This is a genomic window from Lactiplantibacillus brownii (assembly GCF_031085375.1).
Lineage (GTDB): Bacteria > Bacillota > Bacilli > Lactobacillales > Lactobacillaceae > Lactiplantibacillus > Lactiplantibacillus brownii.
In genome coordinates, this window is record NZ_JAVCWF010000001.1 from 1,292,990 (window position 1) to 1,314,369 (window position 21,380).

12 protein-coding genes are annotated in these 21,380 nt (G+C 45.9%); 9 read left to right on the top strand and 3 right to left on the bottom strand.

Annotation, left to right across the window (positions count from 1 at the left end):
* The first annotated feature begins 27 nt into the window (after nt 1-27).
* The 8 genes from RA086_RS05915 to RA086_RS05950 all read left to right on the top strand — a co-directional run bounded on the left by RA086_RS05915 (nt 28) and on the right by RA086_RS05950 (nt 10,009).
* Entirely contained in the window at nt 28-1,149 is a 1,122-nt protein-coding gene (locus tag RA086_RS05915) for an aminotransferase (protein WP_308702932.1), read from the top strand.
* Between the two features lie 137 nt (nt 1,150-1,286).
* Entirely contained in the window at nt 1,287-1,754 is a 468-nt protein-coding gene (gene argR / locus RA086_RS05920) for an arginine repressor (protein WP_308702933.1), read from the top strand.
* A 99-nt stretch (nt 1,755-1,853) separates the two neighbouring features.
* Complete coding sequence (locus RA086_RS05925; RefSeq protein ID WP_308702934.1) at nt 1,854-1,976, top strand: hypothetical protein; 123 nt, start codon at nt 1,854-1,856, stop codon at nt 1,974-1,976.
* A 691-nt stretch (nt 1,977-2,667) separates the two neighbouring features.
* Nucleotides 2,668-4,803 carry a transglycosylase domain-containing protein gene (locus RA086_RS05930; protein WP_308702935.1) on the top strand — a complete coding sequence of 712 codons (2,136 nt, stop codon included), beginning with the start codon at nt 2,668-2,670 and terminating at the stop codon, nt 4,801-4,803.
* A gap of 71 nt (nt 4,804-4,874) precedes the next feature.
* Nucleotides 4,875-5,219, top strand: coding sequence for a YlbF family regulator (locus tag RA086_RS05935; protein ID WP_308702936.1), 345 nt, complete (start codon nt 4,875-4,877; stop codon nt 5,217-5,219).
* A gap of 69 nt (nt 5,220-5,288) precedes the next feature.
* Nucleotides 5,289-6,518 (top strand): metallophosphoesterase family protein, encoded by a 1,230-nt coding sequence (locus RA086_RS05940; protein ID WP_308702937.1) that lies wholly within the window; start codon nt 5,289-5,291, stop codon nt 6,516-6,518.
* Nucleotides 6,508-9,021 (top strand): ATP-binding protein, encoded by a 2,514-nt coding sequence (locus tag RA086_RS05945; protein ID WP_308702938.1) that lies wholly within the window; start codon nt 6,508-6,510, stop codon nt 9,019-9,021. Before RA086_RS05940 ends, RA086_RS05945 begins: the two co-directional genes overlap by 11 nt.
* A 16-nt stretch (nt 9,022-9,037) precedes the next feature.
* A complete protein-coding gene (locus RA086_RS05950) occupies nt 9,038-10,009 on the top strand; it encodes a 3'-5' exoribonuclease YhaM family protein (RefSeq protein ID WP_308702939.1) in 972 nt (323 codons plus the stop codon).
* 285 nt (nt 10,010-10,294) lie between these two features.
* Here RA086_RS05950 and RA086_RS05955 read toward each other — a convergent pair whose 3' ends face one another.
* A complete protein-coding gene (locus tag RA086_RS05955; protein WP_308702940.1) occupies nt 10,295-12,118 on the bottom strand; it encodes a hypothetical protein in 1,824 nt (607 codons plus the stop codon).
* Nucleotides 12,119-12,700: 582 nt separating this feature from the next.
* On the opposite strand from RA086_RS05955, the gene RA086_RS05960 reads away from it, so the two are divergent.
* Nucleotides 12,701-19,729 carry an Ig-like domain-containing protein gene (locus RA086_RS05960; RefSeq protein WP_308702941.1) on the top strand — a complete coding sequence of 2,343 codons (7,029 nt, stop codon included), beginning with the start codon at nt 12,701-12,703 and terminating at the stop codon, nt 19,727-19,729.
* Nucleotides 19,730-19,897: 168 nt separating this feature from the next.
* Here the strand turns inward: RA086_RS05960 and RA086_RS05965 are convergent, their stop codons facing one another.
* Nucleotides 19,898-20,797 carry a peptidylprolyl isomerase PrsA gene (locus RA086_RS05965; RefSeq protein WP_308702942.1) on the bottom strand — a complete coding sequence of 300 codons (900 nt, stop codon included), beginning with the start codon at nt 20,795-20,797 and terminating at the stop codon, nt 19,898-19,900.
* Nucleotides 20,798-21,029: 232 nt separating this feature from the next.
* Complete coding sequence (locus RA086_RS05970) at nt 21,030-21,368, bottom strand: hypothetical protein (protein WP_308702943.1); 339 nt, start codon at nt 21,366-21,368, stop codon at nt 21,030-21,032.
* Nucleotides 21,369-21,380 lie beyond the last annotated feature (12 nt).

Genomic DNA, 21,380 nt, shown 5'->3' on the forward strand with positions numbered 1-21,380 from the left:
CTTTTAGCAGAAGGGAACGATTAGCAGATGGAAATTGCCGGTTTTGGCGTGGAAGCTTGGTTGAATCAGTACGAGAAAACCGCGACCACCGATATTAGTCAAAGCTCGATTGCCGCCTTGACAATGCAAGAAGTCGTTGATTTAGATGGGCACCATGGGCAAAAATTTTATCAACAATTAAATAACTTACGATTAGACTACGGTTGGATTGAAGGCTCACCAGCGTTCAAAAAGTTAGTGAGCGGATTGTATGAACACGTTCCGGCAGACAATGTCCTGCAAACGAATGGCGCGACCGGTGCGAATCAGCTTGCAATTTATAGCTTAATTAATCCGGGTGACCACGTGATCGCCCTATATCCGAGTTATCAGCAGCTTTATGACATTCCGAAATCATTGGGCGCCACTGTCGATTATTGGCATATTCATGAAGCCGCTCATTGGTTACCAGATCTCACGGAATTGCGGCAGTTAATCCGGCCAGAGACGAAGATGATTTTATTAAACAACGCCGTTAATCCGACTGGGAGTTTATTAGATGAAGCTATGTTGAAGCAGGTTGTTGAATTAGCTCGAACTGTTGGGGCTTATGTTTTAGCGGATGAAGTGTATGAGCCATTGGATGGCACGCCGTTTAGCTCGATCGCCGATTTGTATGAAAAAGGGATTGCCATCAACAGTTTGTCAAAAACTTATTCGGCACCAGGCGTTCGGATCGGTTGGACCGCGACCCAATCACGTGAATTGGCAGATCTTTTTCGTAAGTATCGTGATTATACGATGATTTGTGGTGGGGTCTTCAATGATCAATTGGCGGTGTTGATTTTGCAACATCGCGCAGAAATTTTACAACGGAATCGGGAAATTGTTAGTCGCAATCTGAAAATTTATACTGATTGGGTGATGCAAGAACCACGTGCAAGCCTGATTGCACCGCACGGTATTTCGGTCTCTTGCTTGAAGTTAGACTTGCCGACTGATGATGAAACGTTCTGTCGGCAACTGTTGGCTGAGACAGGCGTTTTACTCGTACCGGGGTCACGTTTTGATCTTCCGGGGCATGTTCGCTTAGGCTATTGTACGCAAACGGCGACATTGAAACGCGGTTTGACCAAATTAAGTGCTTTTCTGCGTCGCTATGACGCTTAAAATTAATAGTTATGCAATTTATTAGTCGATTTATACAAACGTTCAATGTATAAATCGGCTTTTTTGCGTCAAATCGTAGTTTAGCAAGTGAATATTTGCTATAATAGGCTCATAATTTATCAAAGGAGGTTTCGCGAATGAAGAAGACTGATCGGCAGGCTGCCATCGAACAATTGATTAACCAATATCCAATTGCGACGCAAGAAGACCTAATGGCTAAATTAAAGGCGGAGGGGATTGCCGCAACGCAGGCGACGATTTCGCGGGATATCCGTGAGATGCAGATTGTGAAATCACCGGACGACCAAGGACGTGCACGCTATACCATCTTTAAGGAAAGCAATCAAAACGAGCAAGATCGCTTATTTGAAAGCTTACACGATGTGGTCACTGGCGTTGATCGGGTCGAGTTTATGACGATTATTCACACGCTACCTAGCAATGGGAATTTGTTGGCGGCGATTATTGATGATTTGAAGTTACCCGAAGTGAGTGGCACGTTGGCTGGGCATGACACGATTTTTATTGTGAGTCCCAGTGTTGAAGTTGCTAAGTCCCTGCATACCTTATTAATGGCACATGTACAACTTGATGAAGATTTATAATTGACGGACACCGCCATACGGGTGTCTTTTTTGCTTTTGGGCTAATTTCACGTTATAGTTTAATTGAATAAGCAAAGAGAGTATTGGAGGTGTAACTTGATGAAATATACAAAAAAGCGTTCAGAGCGTAAGAACCAAAAGCAACGCGATGCAACTTTCGAAAAATTTAAGCAACAACAAAACGATTTAAATGCCAATCGGCGTGGTGTACGACGAAAGTAAAAGCTTGGGACAAAAAGGTCTCAGGCTTTTTTTGGCGGCTATTTAGTTAAAAAATACGTTGCTGGCTCGCCAGTGTATCGTAGCCATCCTATTTATTAAAATAAGTTATCAACTGGTCTGTTTGCTGGTCAGTACGTTTGTTGAGAGGAAGACTTGCAGCTAAAGACCGGTCTGCAGGATGCTTTTTTCAAGCCAAGCCCACGTCTTAAAAGTCGGCCCAGACACGGCAAACGAGCTGGTCAATTCCGACGTTAAATAGTGATTTAACAACGGAACCTTGATAAATCCAGTATCAACGAAAAATCAATATTAGAATTACTGTTTAGTGTAGGGCGGGCTGGATGATGCTCAGTGGTGAAATTTCTCTTTGCTGGTGGTGTTCCAGCTTAGAGAAAGCCCGGCTTGTGAGACCGCACTTTGGCTCACAAACGTGGCCACCACGTTCCAGCATCAATCCAGACCAACCGGAGTGGCAACCTAAGCGGATACTTATGAATATGGTAGCTACACACACTAATCAAACAAGTTTGCCATTAATTTTTGAAGATTTAGTCAAGGTTGTTCCTGAAAGTTTTGCATAATTGGATTTATGATACAATAATTGCAACGATTGAGAGTTTAAAGGCACCTTCAGTGGCGTGGTGAGATTGGCTGAAGTGATTAGTGCTAGAGATTGAACAAGGGGAAGATTATGCAAAAAAATGGTTTTTGGGCCACCGTCAAAGATGGGTTACACGTGGTTGGCCACTGGCTGAAGCCATATTGGCAACGATTTTCAGCCGTCTTTGGTCGCCAATGGCATCGACTCCAGCTGACTAGATGGGTAATTATTGCCATTCTGAGCCTGATATTGGTCGTCAGTGCGTATTTAACATTCGAGGCTAAAACGGCTAAAGTCGGCAATTTACAAGCTGAACTAGAAAAAACGACTGAAATCTTTGATAAAGATAATAAACGCGCTGGTTCGCTGTATTCACAAAAAGGGACTTATGTTCATTTGAGTGCGATTTCGACGAACTTACAAAACGCGGTCATTTCGACTGAAGACCGTAACTTTTATAGTGAACATGGTTTTTCCATCAAAGGGATTGGTCGGGCCGGTGTCTTGTACGTCATGAACAAGCTACTAAGGCGTAACTATATTAGTGGTGGTGGGAGTACTTTGACGCAACAATTGGTCAAAAACGCCTTCTTAACCCAGCAACAGACCTTTACACGGAAATTACGTGAAATCTTCTTATCAATAGAAGTGGAAAATGTTTATACTAAAAGCCAAATTTTAGCGATGTATTTGAATAATGCCTACTTTGGCCATGGCGTTTGGGGTGCGGAAGATGCCGCTGAACGTTATTTTGGGGTCCATGCTTCCGAGCTCAGCGTTGATCAGGCGGCGACTTTGGCTGGGATGCTCAGTTCACCCAGCGGTTACGATCCGATTACACATCCTAAGGCGTCCACGGCGCGGCGGAATGTCGTGTTGAATAACATGGTCAATAATAAGAAGTTAAGTCAAAGCGAGTATCAATTGTATTCAAAAAAAGCGATGACGCTAGCGGATAATTATCATTATGAAAGTGGTTATAATTATCCTTATTATTTTGATGCGGTAATCAGTGAAGCCATCAATAAGTATGGTTTGACTGAATCTGACATTATGAACCGTGGTTATAAGATCTACACTTCTTTGGATCAAGATGATCAAACTCAAATGCAAACGTCATTTAAGGATAGTACTTTATTCCCCGCTAATGCCGATGATGGGACTAAGGTGCAAGGGGCGTCGATTGCGGTTGATCCAACGACTGGTGGGGTATTAGCGGTCGTTGGCGGCCGTGGTAAGCATGTTTTCCGTGGGTATAATCGTGCGACTCAAATTGAGCGTCAACCGGGATCAACAATTAAGCCGTTGGCCGTGTATACGCCAGCACTTGAGAGTGGTTACACTTATGATTCAAAGCTATCAAATAAGCAACAGACTTTTGGGGCGAATAAATATGCGCCTAAAAACTACGATAGTGTTTATTCAACGTCAGTGCCGATGTACTCAGCTTTAGCACAGAGTATGAATATTCCAGCGGTCTGGTTGTTGAATAAGATCGGCGTGAATAAGGGTTATAAATCGGTCAAAAAGTTTGGCTTGAGTGTGCGTAAGGGTGATGACAATTTAGCCTTGGCTTTAGGTGGGTTAACGACTGGTGTCTCACCATCACAAATGGCGAGTGCTTACACGGCGTTTGCCAATGGTGGTAAAAAAACGTCTTCACATTTTATTACTAAAATTGTGGATGCCAGTGGCAAAACCATCGTGGATAACACCACGACGAAGTCTAAACGGATCATGTCAGCCAGTGTGGCTAAAGAAATGACTAGTATGATGCTTGGCGTTTACAACAGTGGGACGGGTGCCGCGGCTAAACCCTATGGCTACACAATTGCGGGGAAGACTGGGAGTACTCAGGCCGATTATGCGACCGGCTCTGGGACCAAAGACCAGTGGATGATTGCGTATACGCCAGATGTGGTTGTCACGACTTGGATTGGCTTTGATACGACCAATAGCACTCATTATTTGAAGAGTTTGTCGGAAAATCAATTATCCGCACTCTTTAAGAGTGAAATGACTAATATTTTGCCAAATACCAAAGGAACCAGTTTTGGCACGCAAGATGCGTCAACCTTGGCACAACAGAGTTCGGCAAATAATTCATCCGATAGTTCTACCAATGTTTGGAACAATGTCCAAGAGGGTGCGAACAAAGTTGGTCAGACGGTTAAAGACACGGCGAAGAATTGGTTCTCACAAGCTAAGAAGTTAATTGGAAACTAGTGCTTGTGCTATTCAAGGGCTTTCAAAAATGCTAAAATAATGTGAACACATACTCGAGGAGGAACCTAACCATGGCGGTAAATATTTATGACACAGCAAACACCTTAGAACAACAATTACGAGAAACTAAAGAGTTCAAAGAATTACAAACCACTTATGAAGCAATGAAGAAGAATCAAGCAGCTTTTGATTTATTCAAGGATTTCCAAGAAATTCAAATGCAATTGTCACAAAAGCAAATGAATGGCGAAGAATTATCCGATGATGAAGTACAAAAAGCCCATGATTTAGCGGATCAAGTTGGCAATGTCGATGAAATTAAAGCCTTGATGGGTAAGGAACGTAACTTGAATCAACTGATGAATGATTTGAACCAAATCATCACCAAGCCTGTTCAAGAGTTATACCGCGACTAATTCAATTAAGGACTTGAGAGACAATGGCGAAACTTTCGTGATTGTCTCTTTTTTCGTAAGGAGGAAAAAATGAAATTTATTCATGCTGCGGATTTACATTTAGATACCCCATTTCAAGGGCTAACGGATCTCCCAACGGCGTTGCAAACGCAGATCATGCGCGCGCCGATCGACAGTCTGAATCGGTTGGTCGATTTAGCAATCGATGAAGCCGTTGATTTCGTCCTGTTGGTAGGAGATCTGTTTGATCAAGCCCAACAAAGTGTGCAAGCACAAGCCGCCTTAATGTTGGCGCTAGAACGATTAAACGATGCCGAAATTCCGGTCATTTTATCTTTTGGTAATCATGATTTTCAACCAGATGACGCTGACTGGCATTTTCCAGCTAATGTCCATGCTTTCGGGTCACAAGTGGAAACCGTCACGCTGACCACGGCCCAGCAAACAAAAGTGGCGATTACTGGTTTTAGTTACGCCCAACGGTGGCTAACGACACCGATGATTGACCAGTTTCCAATGAAGACGTCTTCAGCAGACTATCAGATTGGCATGTGGCATGGTCAAACTGGTGTTGCTGGGGACCATTATGCGCCGTTTAAGGTCAGCGAGTTATTAGGAAAGCATTATGACTATTGGGCACTCGGCCATATTCATCAACGACAAGAATTAAATGCCGTGCCGCCGATTGACTATCCAGGCAATTTGCAAGGTCGTCAACGCAATGAAACTGGTGCTAAAGGCTGTTTACTGGTGTCGAGTACTGCTGATCATCAATTACGACCGGTCTTTAAACCATTAGCGACAATTCTATGGCAGGATTGGACGCCGACGCTTAGTGGCGAGGTTTCACGTTCGGCCTTGCTGGCACAGTTAACAGATCAGCTTAATGCAGCCATGACGACACCAACGCAATTAGTCAGTATCACGTTGCCGGAAACTTGTACCTTGACCACGGCGGCTAATTTAGCCTTGACGCAGGGTACCTTGTTACGACAATTACAGCAAGCAACGACTGGGGAAACTTGGTGGCCGGTTGATTTACAATTGGCTCAGACAACCAGTGCGCCGGCCACGCTTAGTTTTGGCGAGGATGGTGCAACTTGGCAAGCTGTTGGACAGCAAGTCATTAGTTCAGCTAAAGTTGCTGAAATTGCGGATCGACTGCTTGATGAGGATTTCTTAAATCGGGCGTTGTTGGAAACGCTGACCCCTGATCAATGGCAGCAACAAGTTCGGCAGTTGTTAACTGATCACTATCAGTTAACAACGCAAAAGGATGGGTCGACTAATGCAGATTAGCAAAATTGAAATTGCAGGTTTTGGTAAGTTTCATGATCAAACATTTGAGCTATCCGCTGGCTTGCAAGTTATTTATGGTGCCAATGAAACGGGCAAATCAACCTTACGGGCTTTTATTTTAGGCATGTTGTTTGGTTTTCCAACTCGTCGACAGTTGATTGCGCGCTACGAGCCTAAACAAACGACCCAATACGGTGGCGCACTTGAATTAGTGGTCAGTGGGCAGCGTTATCGTTTGACCCGGTTAGGTGATCAGGCGGCCACGTTACTAAATTTAACGACGCAGGAATCACAACCATTATCATTACTGGATCAGTGGCTAGCACCATATGATGAAACGAGTTATAAGCAATTATTTACCTTTAATCAAGCCGAGCTCACCGCGCTGAAAACGTTAAGTGCGACTGATTTGAATACACAATTACAACAAGTTGGGACAAGGGGCAGTGTTACCTGGCGTGAAACCGCCAATGAGTTGCGGGCGTCAGCAGATGAGTTGTACAAGCCTCGTGGCCGTAAGCCTGCGTTGAATCAAGCTTTAAAACAATATCAAACGTTGAAGCAACAAGTTCAAACGGCACAACAGCACTATCCAGAATATCAACAATTACAGGCGCAGATTCAACAGTTAGCAGCGGATAAAAGTCGCTTGACCCGAGAATTGACGAGTGATGCCGCTGAACAACAGCGGTTAGCGGAGTTACGCAATCAGTGGCCAGTGTATCAACAAATCCAGCAGTTAAAAGCTATCCAGCCGGAGCAAGGGACCTTGTCACCAGCTACAGTGGCGCAATATGACCAACTAGTGCAGACACAAACGGATTTGCAACACAGTTTGGCAAGTGCGCGTGAACAGTTGACACAACAGCCAGTGGACACCGCGTCTAAAGGCGTCATCGGGTTTTACGTTGGGCATCAAGCGCAATTTGATGACTTGGAACGTCATTTGCCAGCGCTACAACAAAACTTAGGACGCTATCAAACGTTGTCCAGTCAAGTTGACGCTGCTCAGGCGACCTATGACCAACAGTTGGCCGACCATCCAGAATTGACCGCAAGTTTGTCACCTAACAAACAAGCCGCGGTGGCAACCTTACGGGCAACACTCCAAGCCGGTCCAAATGCGACCACGTCACGTCAAGCACGACAGACAAAGACGGTTGGTCAAATTGCCGGTGTGGATTGGCGCTTAATTGCTGGTGGGATTGGTTTAGTCGCTGGTATCGTGTTGCCATTGGGTGCCTTTAAGTGGGTTCTGATGCTGGCTGGCCTAGGGTTACTTGGTTGGTTTGGCTGGGAACAGCTTGGTACAGGGACGTCATCAGACATCAAGCAAGCAGAACCAGCGCTGGTTGCTCAATTGACTGCGGCTGGATTTGCTCCCGACTTGGATCGTGCAGCAGCGAGCCAACAATTAGCAGCACTGGCCAATTTGCAGCAAGCTCAAGCGGTCGTGACTAGCGCACAACAACAGCTAGCCGCGCAAGCTGCAACCGTTTGGCAAGCTCTGAAGCCGTATCAATTTGCGGCGGATTGGGTCCCCGTTGATGAAAGTCAATTGGCAACCAGTGTTGACCGTGTCACGACCTTTTTTGAGACCATGCGTCAAAAGTTACAGACTGAACGATTGTCAGGTGCAGATTTTGCTTTCACGCAACGTCAAGTCCAACAATTGACCACGCAACATCAAGCGGTCGCGCAAAAATTACAAGCTTTAGCGGCAGAGCAGCACTATGTCGATGTGGCGGCACTGGCGGATGCGATTAGTGCGCAAGCAGCAGCGCAGACGAGTGCGGCGAGCTTACAGAAATTAACCGCACAATTAACTAGTGCTGAGTTAACGGCATTGCAAAAATTTGATAGTTTATCGGCGTTGCAAGCCGAGATTGCGGCAGTCCGCGCACAGGCGACCACTGCCCAAGCGACTTTGACACAACAAACCGCGGCATTAGTCACCGCGCAGACGCAATTACAGCGTTTAACGGAGGATGGCCGCTATACCGCACTACGGCAACAGCAGGCCAACCAGCAAACGGAGATTACTGTGATGGCCCGACAATGGGTCACGCGACAATTAGGTGCGGCCTGGATCGATCAAACTTTAAAACAGCTCACTAATCAACAATTACCCGCAATTTTATCGCAGGCAACGAGTTATTTCGTGCAACTGACGGGAGAGCGGTATAATGAGATTAAATTAGTCGCGGAGGCGTTAGTGTTAACGACCACAACGGGTACTGAGTTTGCGGTGGCCGAATTATCGACAGCGACCAAAGAACAGCTTTATCTCGCGTTGCGATTGGCCTTGATCGTGCATCTCGGTGAGCAGGCCCAATTGCCAATTATGATTGATGATGGTTTCGTGAACTTTGATGACCAACGACGTCAAGTTGCATGGCAACTATTGGAAAAAGTGGCAGCGACCCATCAGTTGTTGTATTTTACGAATGAAAAGGCTGCCTTGACTCAGCTATCGGCGGCTGGGATTTACCAATTGACTTAAATGAGGAGGGTGCGCCATGGCAAAAAAATTATTTGATTATCAATTAGATGAAACGGTAGATGGTTTCTTCCTATTAAAAGATTCAGAAGTTCGCATCGCTAAAAATGGCAAGAAGTTTTTAGCAATCAATTTTCAAGATACTTCCGGTGAAATTTCGGGAAAATTTTGGGATGCAAATGATCAAGATGTTGCGCACTTTCAAGCGGGACAGATTGTCCATTTGAAGGGTAAACGGGAAAATTATCAAGGAAATCCCCAAATTAAGATTCAACAAATGCGCTTAACACAATCGGGAGAGCCACAGGATGTCCAACAATTCGTGGAGCACGCTCCGATGAATACTGCCGCGATGGAAGAAGAACTTAATCAATTTGTTTTCGAAATTACGGAGCCAAATTGGAATCGAATTGTCCGGCATTTATTGACGCACTTTCATGATGCATTCTTTAGTTATCCAGCTGCGAAAAAGAATCATCATGCGTTTGCAGGTGGGCTGGCTTTTCACACGTTATCAATTTTACGGTTAGCCAAGGCAGTGGCGGATGAGTATCCACATGTCAACCGACCACTCTTGTATGCAGGAGCCATTCTGCACGATATGGGTAAAACGATTGAAATGTCCGGCCCGGTTTCAACCACTTACACGCTGGCAGGAAATCTTATCGGTCATATTGTCTTGATTGATGAGCAGATTGTTAAGGCTTGTCAGCAGCTCAAAATTGATGACCAAGCGGAATCAGTTTTAATTTTACGGCACATGATTTTAGCCCATCACGGCTTGCTAGAATATGGGTCACCGGTTCGACCACATGTGATGGAAGCAGAAATTTTACATCAATTAGATGAACTAGATGCTTCGATTCAAATGATGCAAACCTCGATTGACCATGCCGAACCAGGGAGCTTTACGGAACGGCTCTTTGCAATGGACGGTCGGAATTTCTATCGTCCCACTCATGATGAAACTAAAGGGGATCTACCACAATAAAAATAAATTGTGGTTTTGAAACCTGCTGATACAGTCAAAAAAAGATTGATAAGACTCAGTTTCGAGTCATTATCAATCTTTTTTTGTTGGGACTTTCAAGCCTAAAATTGCCCATCTAAGTGTCTCGACATGGCAGACGAGCTAGTCCACTCCGACGTTAGATGGTGATTTAACAAGGAAACAATGATAAACCCAGTATCCAGACCAATTGATATTGGGTTTACTAAATCAGTCCAGACCAACCGGAACGGCAAGTTAAGCTGATACTGCTGATATTACGCTACACTAGTTAGCCACTAATGGCCCAGCAATTTGGAAAGGCAGATAGACAGCGTTAAGTGAGAGCAATTCTAAATTTTCGTTGGCGGTTTGGATCAAGGCTTGCGCCGCTTTATGGTTGTTCACGATAAAGCGGGTCGCAGTCGCGGCTGCTAGTCGTTGTGTCAGACTGGTCGTGGACAAATTGGCTTCAGAAATATACGGCACTGCTTCTAAGTTGGTTTGGTCGATCAGCTGAGTATACGCTGGACTTTCAAACTGTCCAATTAGGGCACAATCCCTTGGAAAATAATGTTTGATCCACCACGTTGTCAGTTGTGTTGTATTGGTAAAAGTGTTCGTTTGAATCCCGGATTGGTCAAATAATTGTACTTCGGACTGTTGGCCTTGATGGTAATTGACCACTAAACCGACTAATCCGTCTTGCCGGTAGTATTGTTCTTGTTTCAGAATGCCTTGATGATTGAATAAGGCGTTAGCCGAAAGTCGACCTTCATGATTATAAAAGCTCCGTTTGGTCAATGCTTCGGACTTGAAATAGCTGATGTCACGAATATTATTTGGTTCATCTGGTTGATAAGTTACTTTGAGTCGCCACTGGTTATCCGCAAGTTTCAAATTGAGAACCTGATGAGTCTCATCCCAATGTTTTTCGGCAATATTGGTGGGTAGTGTGGCTTTCTGGTTGCTGGGAGTGCCTTGATTTTGAATCTGAAATAGTGGATTAATTAGCTTTAGCTGGGAACTCGCGATGCCGTTTTGACTGGCCCAAGCATCAATTTCGGCCGACAGATTGATGTCAAACAGGGCAGAATAGAGTCCAATCTGTTCAGTTCCGAGCGCGAGTAAGCGTTGGACCGTTTGCAACATGGCATGCGGTTGATTTGGCAAAAAAGCATCCAATGAGATCGCGTATTGATGTTCAGCGTCCACGGTCAATGGTGAAACTTGATGAGCGTTGCCGAACCAAGTGGTCAGTTGGTCTTCTTTCTGAGCGATTTGATGGGTCAGCTTAACCAGTTGGGCTTTAGTTTGCTGGGTGACTTGGTCAAAATGCTGTAATTGTTGTTGGTACTGGTTGGTCTGTTGTGTATGTATCTTGGCAAGCTTGGCCGTAATGATGGCCTGTTGTGATGTTGCTTGTGCGAGTTGTTTTTGTAACGCGGTCAATTTAGCCGTACTGTCTGCTTGTTTTTGCGTGAGTGCGGTTTGTGTGCTGGTCAGGTTAGCAAGTTGCCGAGTCAGTCGATGGTTATTTTGAGCGGTTAGTTGCAGTTGCTGACGATAGGTCTCAGCCAAATCAAGAATTCTAAACGGATCTTCTTCAGTATGTAGCACGGTGATAATGGCTTGTCGTTGTGTTTCACATTGCGCGATCGCCGTTGATAGCTTGGCTTGCTTGGCGTTTTGCTGCGATAACTGGCGCGAATAGGTGGCCTGGGTATGTTGGGCTTGTTCGATACTGAGGTGCAAGGTAGCAATCGTCTTTGCGTGGGTGTTCAACTGTTGTTTTAAAGCTGGTGTATCAACTTTTTGACTCGTCAGTAGGGCTTGTTGAGTGCTTTGGGCTTTTGTACTAATAATTGCTAACCGTTGTGTGGCAGCCAATTCGGCTTGTCGATCTTCATTTAATTCTGTCAGTAAACGGCCTTGAATTTCAGCACGGACTTGATTGTAATCAGCGGCGATGGCCGTGATTTTAGTCAATAATACATTGATATCATAGTTAGCCTTCTCTGTAGTGGTTGGTAATGGCGTGATTTTTGGGCGCGTGGCAGCGATTGTGGTCTCTTTTTTTTGACGTGATTTAAATCGTTTAAAAAAATTCATCGTTATTCCTCCAAAGTTTTTTGCGCAGCAATTGGAATTATCCTCCCCAAATAATTAATGTGTTTGGGCAGATGAATCCTTGTACAATCGCTTGCCTATAACCTTAGCACAACTAATTATAACTCGCACCTAAAAAATACACAGGCTTAACCATATAGTGTGCTTAATTAAAAATAATCATAAAATGATGACAATCGAAAGTGGTCATAAAGACCGTGATGAAAGGTCACGTTGTCAAACTAATAGCTAGTAAATTATTTCTTAATAAAACAAATAAAAATATTTAGTGGTTTTCATTGATGAATTTAAATCTAAAACTTTTTAATAATACAATCATAATTAAATATTTTTTCTTTGTGACTAAAATGATTTGATATAGTTAACTAATCACAGTGATAGCGCAGGTTACATAATAATAATTTTTGAAATGATTTCTCAAAACAATAGTAAATGGGGTGTTTAATTGATTGTGATTAATAAATGAGTTAGTTATAGTGTGGGTATCAGGGGAACCAGCTAACGCTAGCATTTAACGGCACAACGTCATTGATCCGCTGATAAAAATAAAGGAGGTCTCTTAGAATGCAGGTTAGGGGAATTCATTCTTATGAGCGCATTGATACAGAAACAAAGCAACGAGTTAAGATGTATAAATCTGGTAAGCAGTGGCTGTATGCCGGTTTAGTTACGACATTTTTTGTCACGGTACCAGTTTTTATTAGTAATCAGGTTAAAGCAGCAACAACGACAACACCGGCGGATAAGGCGTCTGTAACGACACCTACGAGTCAAACGGCTCCGACCGCCAAGCCAGCAATAGCGACCAAGTCGGCCAGCAGTACTTCATCAGTGAGTCAAGCGGTGACGCCTCAGGATCGGGCAAGCAGCAAAGCTAAAGTTGTGCCACCAGTGGTCTCAAAGACACCTCAGACGACAACAACGACTGCCAAGGCTATTGTTAGTGCGCCTGAAATTAGTCAACCAAGTGTGAATTTGGTTGGTCATACCGCAACGATTTCAGGTAAAGCCTCAGCCGGGGCAACCGTTCGGGCAATCGTCAATGGGGTGAGCCAAGGGACTGTGGCCGTGTCTGGTACAGGTTTTTATACCTTAACTGCCCAAGCCGGTCAACAAGTGAGTTTGGTTGCAAGTCGCGGTGGTATGAGTAGTCAAGCGGTTACTGTGAGCGTTCCGGGAGTCCCAGCCCCTCAATCAGTCGCACCTCAATCGGCAACGTCGGCATCTGCCACCAAGCCAGAGTCGGCAACTAGCGCTGACAATAATGGTCAGGCGAAAGCAGCGGTGAGTGCAGCAACTCAGTCGGTAACCTCAGCTGCTAAAACCGTGTCATCAATGAGCGCGGCAACGGTAACGACCAGTCAAGCGGATCTTAACTCAAATGGGGCTAAGCCAGCTGAACAGCCCCAAAACCAAATTTCGGCAGTTGCGCCGATTGTGACCAAACCTAGTCAACAACCTGCTGCCATGGCACCAACTCGTCCCACCACGTCAACGAGTGTGGTGATTGACCACACCCAAGTCGGGATGACTGATACACGCGAGGCAGAACTGAAGTTGGCGGCTGACTTGGTTGCGACCTATCAAAATCGAGCGACTGTGATTAATACGCCATTGGTTGAAGATGCGACCGTGGTGACCGATCCACAAGATCCTAACATTGCCGGTAATGCTGGTGGAAACGGGATTGGGTTAACTTCCACACCAACACAAACTTACGATAAAAAAGATGGTAGTTTTACGGTAACTGGTCAAGCAACGCCAGGTTCCCGCGTGACCTTTAAATCGGTTGACGGGGCAACCTTAGTTTCAGTAAATGCAGCCACGACTGGTGCTTTTACAGCTAAGATTAGTGGCGTCAAATCAGGCGCCCAAGTTTCGATTATTGTGGCTAAAGATGGGCTAGCATCGGCGCCACGATTGATCACGCTCAAAAATAACACGATTGATACGAGTGCCATTCATAAAACTGGTTTGTTGGAAGGTCAAGTCATTGGGAAACCAGGTTATTCAATTGATAACACGGCTACGGCGCAATTAGGCGAGACGGCCGCAGTCGCTGATATGGTTAAACAAGCGAATGCCGCTAATTTGCAAAAGCAAAACTCTGGCCGGGTTACCGATGTCACGGGGACCGAACTGAATCCTGAAAATGAAAATAGTGCCGATAGCAACGATCATTATGATGATGATATTTTATACGGTGGGAAGACGTATGTTTCCGGCGCCCATAAAGTTTCATCGATTGTTGCTGACATTATGAATAATCAAGGGGCACTCAGCTCGGATCATAATAATCTACAAACACGGTATACGGATATTGTGACGGCGACTGAAAATCCCGGTTTATCGGCTAAATTGTTAGGTGAAACAACCAACGGTGCCACATTTGGGTTTGACACGCGTATCAATAATTCACTAAAAATCGGTGCGTGGACGGTTCAGTCAGCCAGTCGTGCCGGGGCGATTGTTAAAAATAATCAAACTGGTGAGACGTTCCAAATCACGGATGCTTCTTCAATGTCTAACGTTCTGTTTGGTTCCGCAGGCGTCAAGGCTGGCGATGTTTTGGACAAAACTGCCATTATTGAAACCACTTATACCGGTGGCCCAATTGAAAAGTTATTCCAGATTTTCACAGCTGGGATTACAGGGATTTTAGGTGCTGGTGGGGTAGTCGCCTTAGTACCAGATACTTTGGCAAAAATTGTTGCTATTATTCCAACATTGAAAAACTCACCATACTACGCTGGCTTGGAATCATCTGTTCAAAAAGTGAAGGATGACCAAGCTGCTTTGGCTGCATTAGGGGGCAATTCGGTTGCCATCACGAAGTTGGCCGAAGTCAAGAAACAAGGGAACGGGACTTATAAAGTTACCAATGATTCGACGTTAACCGAGTCTCTAACCAATTACTTACAATCGGCCGTCAACTTCTGGATCGTCGATCTGTACGATATGATCGCATCCATCGTTGCGATGTCGAATACGAGTGTTAATGGTGGTGGAACCGCAATTGGTCAAATGCCAATTGTTGGGGGCTTGCTACAAGATTTGAGTGACACGCTTAATAATAAAGTTCAAGATGCCTTTACCACGGTGACACAATTTATCGCGGACACAGTCGGTCAAGCAATTGGTCAAGTTGCTGATTTATCGATTAGTGGACTGCAAAAAGTTGTTTTACCGGTCAGTTTTACGGACCCCGACTTTTCAGCACAAAAAGCCACCGATAGTAGTTTACAACTGGCACCATTAGGAGTCGGTGATTTCGCCCAATTAGTCGTTACTGCCACCCCAACTTTTTATGGCATCAGTCCAAAACAACCAGTGGAAAGTTCGATCATTTATCAACGCGTGAATAAGTCTAAGTTGCAAAAGCAATATGACGCATTAACGAGTGAACAAAAATTAAGTTCAGCCGGGATTGCAGCGCGGTTAGTGCTCGAAAATTTGAGCGGAACCCGCTATAACGATACGGACCCATTGGATCAGATGACTCCTGATAAAATTGCAACGGATTCTGATGGTGATGGTGTTTCTGATTTCAATGAAATGTACATCGATCACACCAACGAACATAAAAAAGATACCGATGGTGATGGTTTAAGTGACTTACAGGAAAAACAATACGGAACCAAGGCCGGCGTCCCTGATGATCGATTAGCGGGTAATGAGAGTGCGTTGAAAGCGGATCGGGATACCGATGGTGATGGCTTGAGTGACTTTGATGAAGTCACCAAGTATCACACGTCACCAACTAATCCTGATACGGATGGTGATGGCTTAAAAGATGGCGATGAAGTCAAATTAGGCACCAACCCATTGATGCGCGATACGGATGCGGACGGCATTATTGATGGTAAAGATACAGATCCATTAGGTGGCGACCCAGCTTTCTCTGAGGGCGTTGATAGCGACGATGATGGTGTCCCTGATAAAATTGAAATTGCCGATGGTACCGATCCTCATAATCCCGATACGGACGGCGATGGTCTAAATGATTTTCAAGAAAAACAATACGGCACAGACCCATTAAAGGCAGATACTGATAATGATGGGGTGTCAGATGGTCAGGAAGCCAAGGACAATACCAATCCATTAAAAGGTGATACGGATGGTGATGGGCTAACTGATGGAGAGGAAAAGACGCGCGGCACTAATCCGTTAATGATTGATACGGATGGTGATGGCTACAATGATGGGCGTGCAAAACAAGACGCCTCTCAATTTGATGTTGATAATGCTTTTGTGGCCATCGGTGGTGTTGAACTTTCTGTACCAACAATTAAAGGGAATACGACGGATGGTTACACGATTACGGGCCAAGGGACGACTGGCGCAACCGTTACTGTAACTGATCCGAATGGTAAGCAAGTTGGCTCAACGACCATTGATAGTGATGGCAATTATACGGTTGCGATTGACGGTTCAGTTGGTGAAAAAACGACTTTAACGCTTACACCAACCAAAGATGGCACAACCGGTGATGCAGTCACGATAATGACGCCAGCAAATGGCTCAGGTTCCGGCGATGGGTCAGGTTCAGGAGATGGTTCCGGTTCCGGCGACGGCTCGGGTTCGGGCGATGGCTCAGGATCAGGCGATGGTTCCGGTTCCGGAGATGGATCCGGGTCTGGTGATGGCTCAGGTTCAGGAGATGGTTCCGGTTCCGGAGATGGATCAGGCTCAGGCGATGGTTCCGGTTCCGGCGATGGCTCAGGATCAGGCGATGGTTCCGGTTCCGGAGATGGATCCGGGTCTGGTGATGGCTCAGGTTCAGGAGACGGGTCAGGCTCAGGAGATGGATCAGGCTCAGGCGATGGGTCAGGCTCAGGCGATGGTTCCGGTTCCGGAGATGGATCCGGGTCTGGTGATGGCTCAGGTTCAGGAGACGGGTCAGGCTCAGGCGATGGATCAGGCTCAGGCGATGGGTCAGGCTCAGGCGATGGTTCAGGTTCAGGAGATGGATCCGGGTCTGGTGATGGCTCAGGTTCAGGAGACGGGTCAGGCTCAGGCGATGGATCAGGCTCAGGCGATGGGTCAGGTTCCGGCGACGGCTCAGGTTCCGGAGATGGGTCAGGCTCAGGCGATGGATCAGGCTCAGGCGACGGATCAGGGTCTGGTGATGGCTCAGGTTCCGGCGATGGATCTGGCTCCGGCGACGGTTCGGGTTCCGGCGACGGCTCAGGCTCAGGAGACGGGTCAGGCTCCGGCGATGGGTCAGGCTCAGGCGATGGATCAGGCTCAGGCGACGGATCAGGGTCTGGTGATGGCTCAGGTTCCGGCGATGGCTCAGGCTCCGGCGATGGGTCAGGCTCCGGCGATGGGTCAGGCTCCGGCGACGGCTCAGGTTCAGGCGATGGATCAGGTTCCGGCGACGGGTCAGGCTCCGGCGACGGGTCAGGTTCCGGCGATGGATCAGGATCAGGCGACGGTTCTGGGTCTGGAGACGGGTCAGGTTCCGGCGACGGCTCAGGCTCAGGAGATGGATCAGGATCAGGCGACGGTTCTGGGTCTGGAGACGGCTCAGGATCAGGCGACGGCTCAGGTTCCGGAGATGGTTCCGGTTCCGGCGACGGCTCAGGCTCAGGAGATGGGTCAGGTTCAGGTGACGGATCAGGTTCGGGCGATGGCTCAGGCTCCGGCGACGGGTCAGGTTCCGGATCTGGAGACGGCTCAGGCTCCGGCGACGGGTCAGGCTCAGGCGACGGATCAGGCTCAGGCGATGGGTCAGGTTCCGGCGACGGATCGGGTTCAGGCGATGGTTCCGGGTCTGGTGATGGCTCAGGCTCTGGTGATGGCTCAGGATCTGGTGATGGATCGGGTTCGGGTGATGGATCGGGTTCCGGCGACGGCTCAGGTTCCGGTGACGGATCAGGCTCAGGCGATGGATCAGGCTCAGGAGATGGGTCAGGTTCAGGAGATGGGTCAGGTTCCGGCGACGGCTCAGGTTCCGGAGACGGATCAGGCTCAGGAGATGGGTCAGGCTCAGGCGACGGTTCCGGTTCAGGAGATGGATCAGGCTCCGGCGACGGATCAGGTTCAGGCGATGGCTCCGGTTCAGGAGATGGATCGGGCTCAGGAGATGGATCAGGGTCTGGTGATGGTTCCGGTTCCGGCGTTGGCGAAGGAATTGCGGCACCGTCTAAAGTAAGTGCCCTCAAGAAACAAGACGGTTCAGTTGTCTTGACTGGTCATGGGGTCAGTGGCGCAACGGTCACGGTTAGTGATGCCAGCGGTAAATCGCTCACTAAAGCAACCGTTGGTAGTGATGGGACATTTAAAGTGACTTTAGCAGTTAATACCATTAAATCTGGTGATAAAGTCAAGCTAATCCAACAAAAGGATGGGAAGACAAGTCCTGCCACGCTCGTAACAATTCCAGCAGATCAACCAACTAATTTACATGTCACAATTGCGGATGATGGCCATGCGCATGTGATTGGTAAAGGGACACCAGGTTCGACGGTGTATGTCTTTACTTCTAAGGGAGATTCTTTGGCTGCTGGAAAAGTGGAAAAGGATGGCACTTTTAATGTTCAAGTACCCCTTGATGAGAGTCAGGCCGGGACTGCACTTGCAATTGTGCAAGCAACGAATGGTGGGTTAAGCCGACCAATTAGTGTCAAAGTACCCCTTGCACATCCTAAATATATCGAAGTTAACCATAAGAATGGTCAAATTACTGTTGATGGTGTAGGTTTACCTGGCGCAACGATTACGATTAAAGACAGCCATGGTAAAACCATCACCACTGGTAAGGTTGGTCAAGATGGTAACTTTGCAGTGACGTTGCCAAGTCATTCAGTGAAACCAGGACAATCTATTTTAGTGGTTCAATCTGCGGATGGTAATGATAGTAATCCAATCACGATGACAGTTCCAAGTGAAGAACCTGGAAACTTGATCGTTAAGAATCACGATAAAGACCTGACGATCACGGGTACTGGTAAACCAGGTGCGACAGTCACAGTTGTAGATGATCAAGGCAAAGAACGTGGCAAGGCTCAGGTTGGAAATGATGGTAAATTTACCTTAACGTTCTCTAAAAATGGGCTGAAACCTGGTGACAAACTCTATGTGGTTTCAAATGATGCTGGAGTTAATAGTCGGCCAGTGGCGATCACAGTGCCTAAAATGACATCTGAATCTGGTAATGGCACTGATACCGGTGACGGTAATGGTACTGATAATAATAACAATGGTAATAACGACAGTGGTTCCGGTAACGATAACAATGGTGCTGGCAACGGTGATAACAGCAATAACGGCAACGATGTTGATCATATTGGCAACCCTGATCGTGACAATAACAATGGCAACGGTAATGGCAGCAATTCTGGACAACCTGGTCACGGTAACGGTGGGGCCAATGTTGGTACTGGTGATCTGGATGCCGATACAAACTTGTCAGGAACGGGTAGCAATCATCCTGATAACATCGGGAGCGGATCAAATGCGGGTTCACAAGCTTTGCCACAAACTGATGAAACGGCTGATAATGCCTCGGTGGTCGCTGGGACGATCATGCTAAGTCTAGTTGGTTTGTTAGCTGGAGCTGGTGTTCGTCGGCGTCATGAAACCATGTAAAAAAGGTTAGTCATTAATTAACAAAATTAACAAAGAGAGCGGCCAGGGAAACAATTTTCTTGGCCGCTTTTCTTGTGCCAAGATAGCGATTGAAACAACTTGTTTTGTAAACAAAAAAGGCTTGAATCCGTTTGTGGATTCAAGCCTTTTACTAGCCATAACTACTTATTAGTTAGAGCTTGATGATGAAGATGAGGTTGAGAGGTATGAAGACAAGATGTCCTTCAAATCGCTATCCTTAATTGAAACATTTCCGGCTTTAAGCACCTTAGCAACAACGTTATGCAAGACGGTTGAGTCACTCATATCGTTATCTAAGATTTGCTTTTTCAAATCAGCGGTGTGATCAGACATCTTACCCTTACCAGGGTTCTTGATCATCCGGATAATTTCATAACCATCAGTCGTCTTAACAGCAGAAGTGGTGTATTCACCATTCTTCAACTTGAAGGCGGCAGTCAAGAATTTAGCTGAGTAGCTTGTGTTGGTGTTATCAAAGGCTGATAACTTACCACCACTACTCTTAGTGTTGGAATCAGTTGAATACTTCTTAGCTAACTTGGTAAAGTTGGCTTCGCTGGAATCCTTCTTCAATTCTGACAAGACGGTGTCAGCAGTTGAACTCTTAGCAACTAAGATATGTTGCACCGTAACTTTAGGTTCATAAGACTTCCATTGCTTCTTGATAGCAGCGTTAGAAATCTTAGCCTTGTCTTTAACGGCTTCCTTCAACAATAAGTTAGAACGAATTTGTTCCTTGAAGGTCTTAGTCGTCAAACCGTTTTGTGATAAAACGGTTGAGAATGACGTCCCATATTGGGATTTATAAGTATTGTATTGCTTAGTCACTGCCTTCGTTGAAACTTTCTTACCGTAGTCTTTTTCAAGCACTTTGTTCAAAATCATTTGTTGTAAGACTTGCTTACCAGATGAAGTGCCCTTCATACTACTGTAATATTGACTTTCGGTGATCTTACCGCCTGAAGTCGACGCAACTGTCTTGCTACCGCAACCGGCTAAGGTGAACATCATTAACACACCGGCGAGCGCAATAAGCCATTTTTTCATTCCTATAACACATCCTATTCTTGAAATAGTTCTGCTCTAGCAGACTTACCAGACTACTATACCATAACTCCACGGGCTTCTGCAGGGTGATGGAAATCTTTACAAAATTTTCAGACTATTCACACAGTCTTCATAAAATCTACCATAACCATTAGCTAAATTAAATGAAAGACAACTGTAAAGTTGCCGAACAAAAAATCGTTAAGCTGCTCAGCAACTCAACGATTTCAGTTTATGCCTTGGGTGCCAAGTCATCTAGCGTCTTTTGTAGATGATCAGAATACTTTTTCATGATTGCGAGGTGTGGTTCCAATTTAAATTGAAATTTATCCACTTCAGTAGCAATATCATCGAAAACTTCACCAGCATGCGCCATTTGAACAGTCAGATCACTAGAAGCGTCTGAAAAATCTTCACGCGCTGATTGTAATTGATCGGCGGCGTCTAACACTTCTTGAACGTAATCTTTGACGTCTGTGTAAACCGCTTTAGGTGTTTTATGATTGATCAGCATATAGGCGGCCAGACTCAAGCCTAGGCCAGCCATACTGCGACGGAAAAATTTAGCCAAATGCAAAACCTC

Coding starts and splice junctions, on each gene's coding strand:
- argR (WP_308702933.1), top strand. CDS start 1,287: ATGAAGAAGACTGATCGGCAGGCTGCCATCGAACAATTGATTAACCAA.
- RA086_RS05930 (WP_308702935.1), top strand. CDS start 2,668: ATGCAAAAAAATGGTTTTTGGGCCACCGTCAAAGATGGGTTACACGTG.
- RA086_RS05960 (WP_308702941.1), top strand. CDS start 12,701: ATGCAGGTTAGGGGAATTCATTCTTATGAGCGCATTGATACAGAAACA.
- RA086_RS05950 (WP_308702939.1), top strand. CDS start 9,038: ATGGCAAAAAAATTATTTGATTATCAATTAGATGAAACGGTAGATGGT.
- RA086_RS05955 (WP_308702940.1), bottom strand. CDS start 12,118: ATGAATTTTTTTAAACGATTTAAATCACGTCAAAAAAAAGAGACCACA.
- RA086_RS05965 (WP_308702942.1), bottom strand. CDS start 20,797: ATGAAAAAATGGCTTATTGCGCTCGCCGGTGTGTTAATGATGTTCACC.
- RA086_RS05915 (WP_308702932.1), top strand. CDS start 28: ATGGAAATTGCCGGTTTTGGCGTGGAAGCTTGGTTGAATCAGTACGAG.
- RA086_RS05925 (WP_308702934.1), top strand. CDS start 1,854: ATGAAATATACAAAAAAGCGTTCAGAGCGTAAGAACCAAAAGCAACGC.
- RA086_RS05940 (WP_308702937.1), top strand. CDS start 5,289: ATGAAATTTATTCATGCTGCGGATTTACATTTAGATACCCCATTTCAA.
- RA086_RS05935 (WP_308702936.1), top strand. CDS start 4,875: ATGGCGGTAAATATTTATGACACAGCAAACACCTTAGAACAACAATTA.
- RA086_RS05945 (WP_308702938.1), top strand. CDS start 6,508: ATGCAGATTAGCAAAATTGAAATTGCAGGTTTTGGTAAGTTTCATGAT.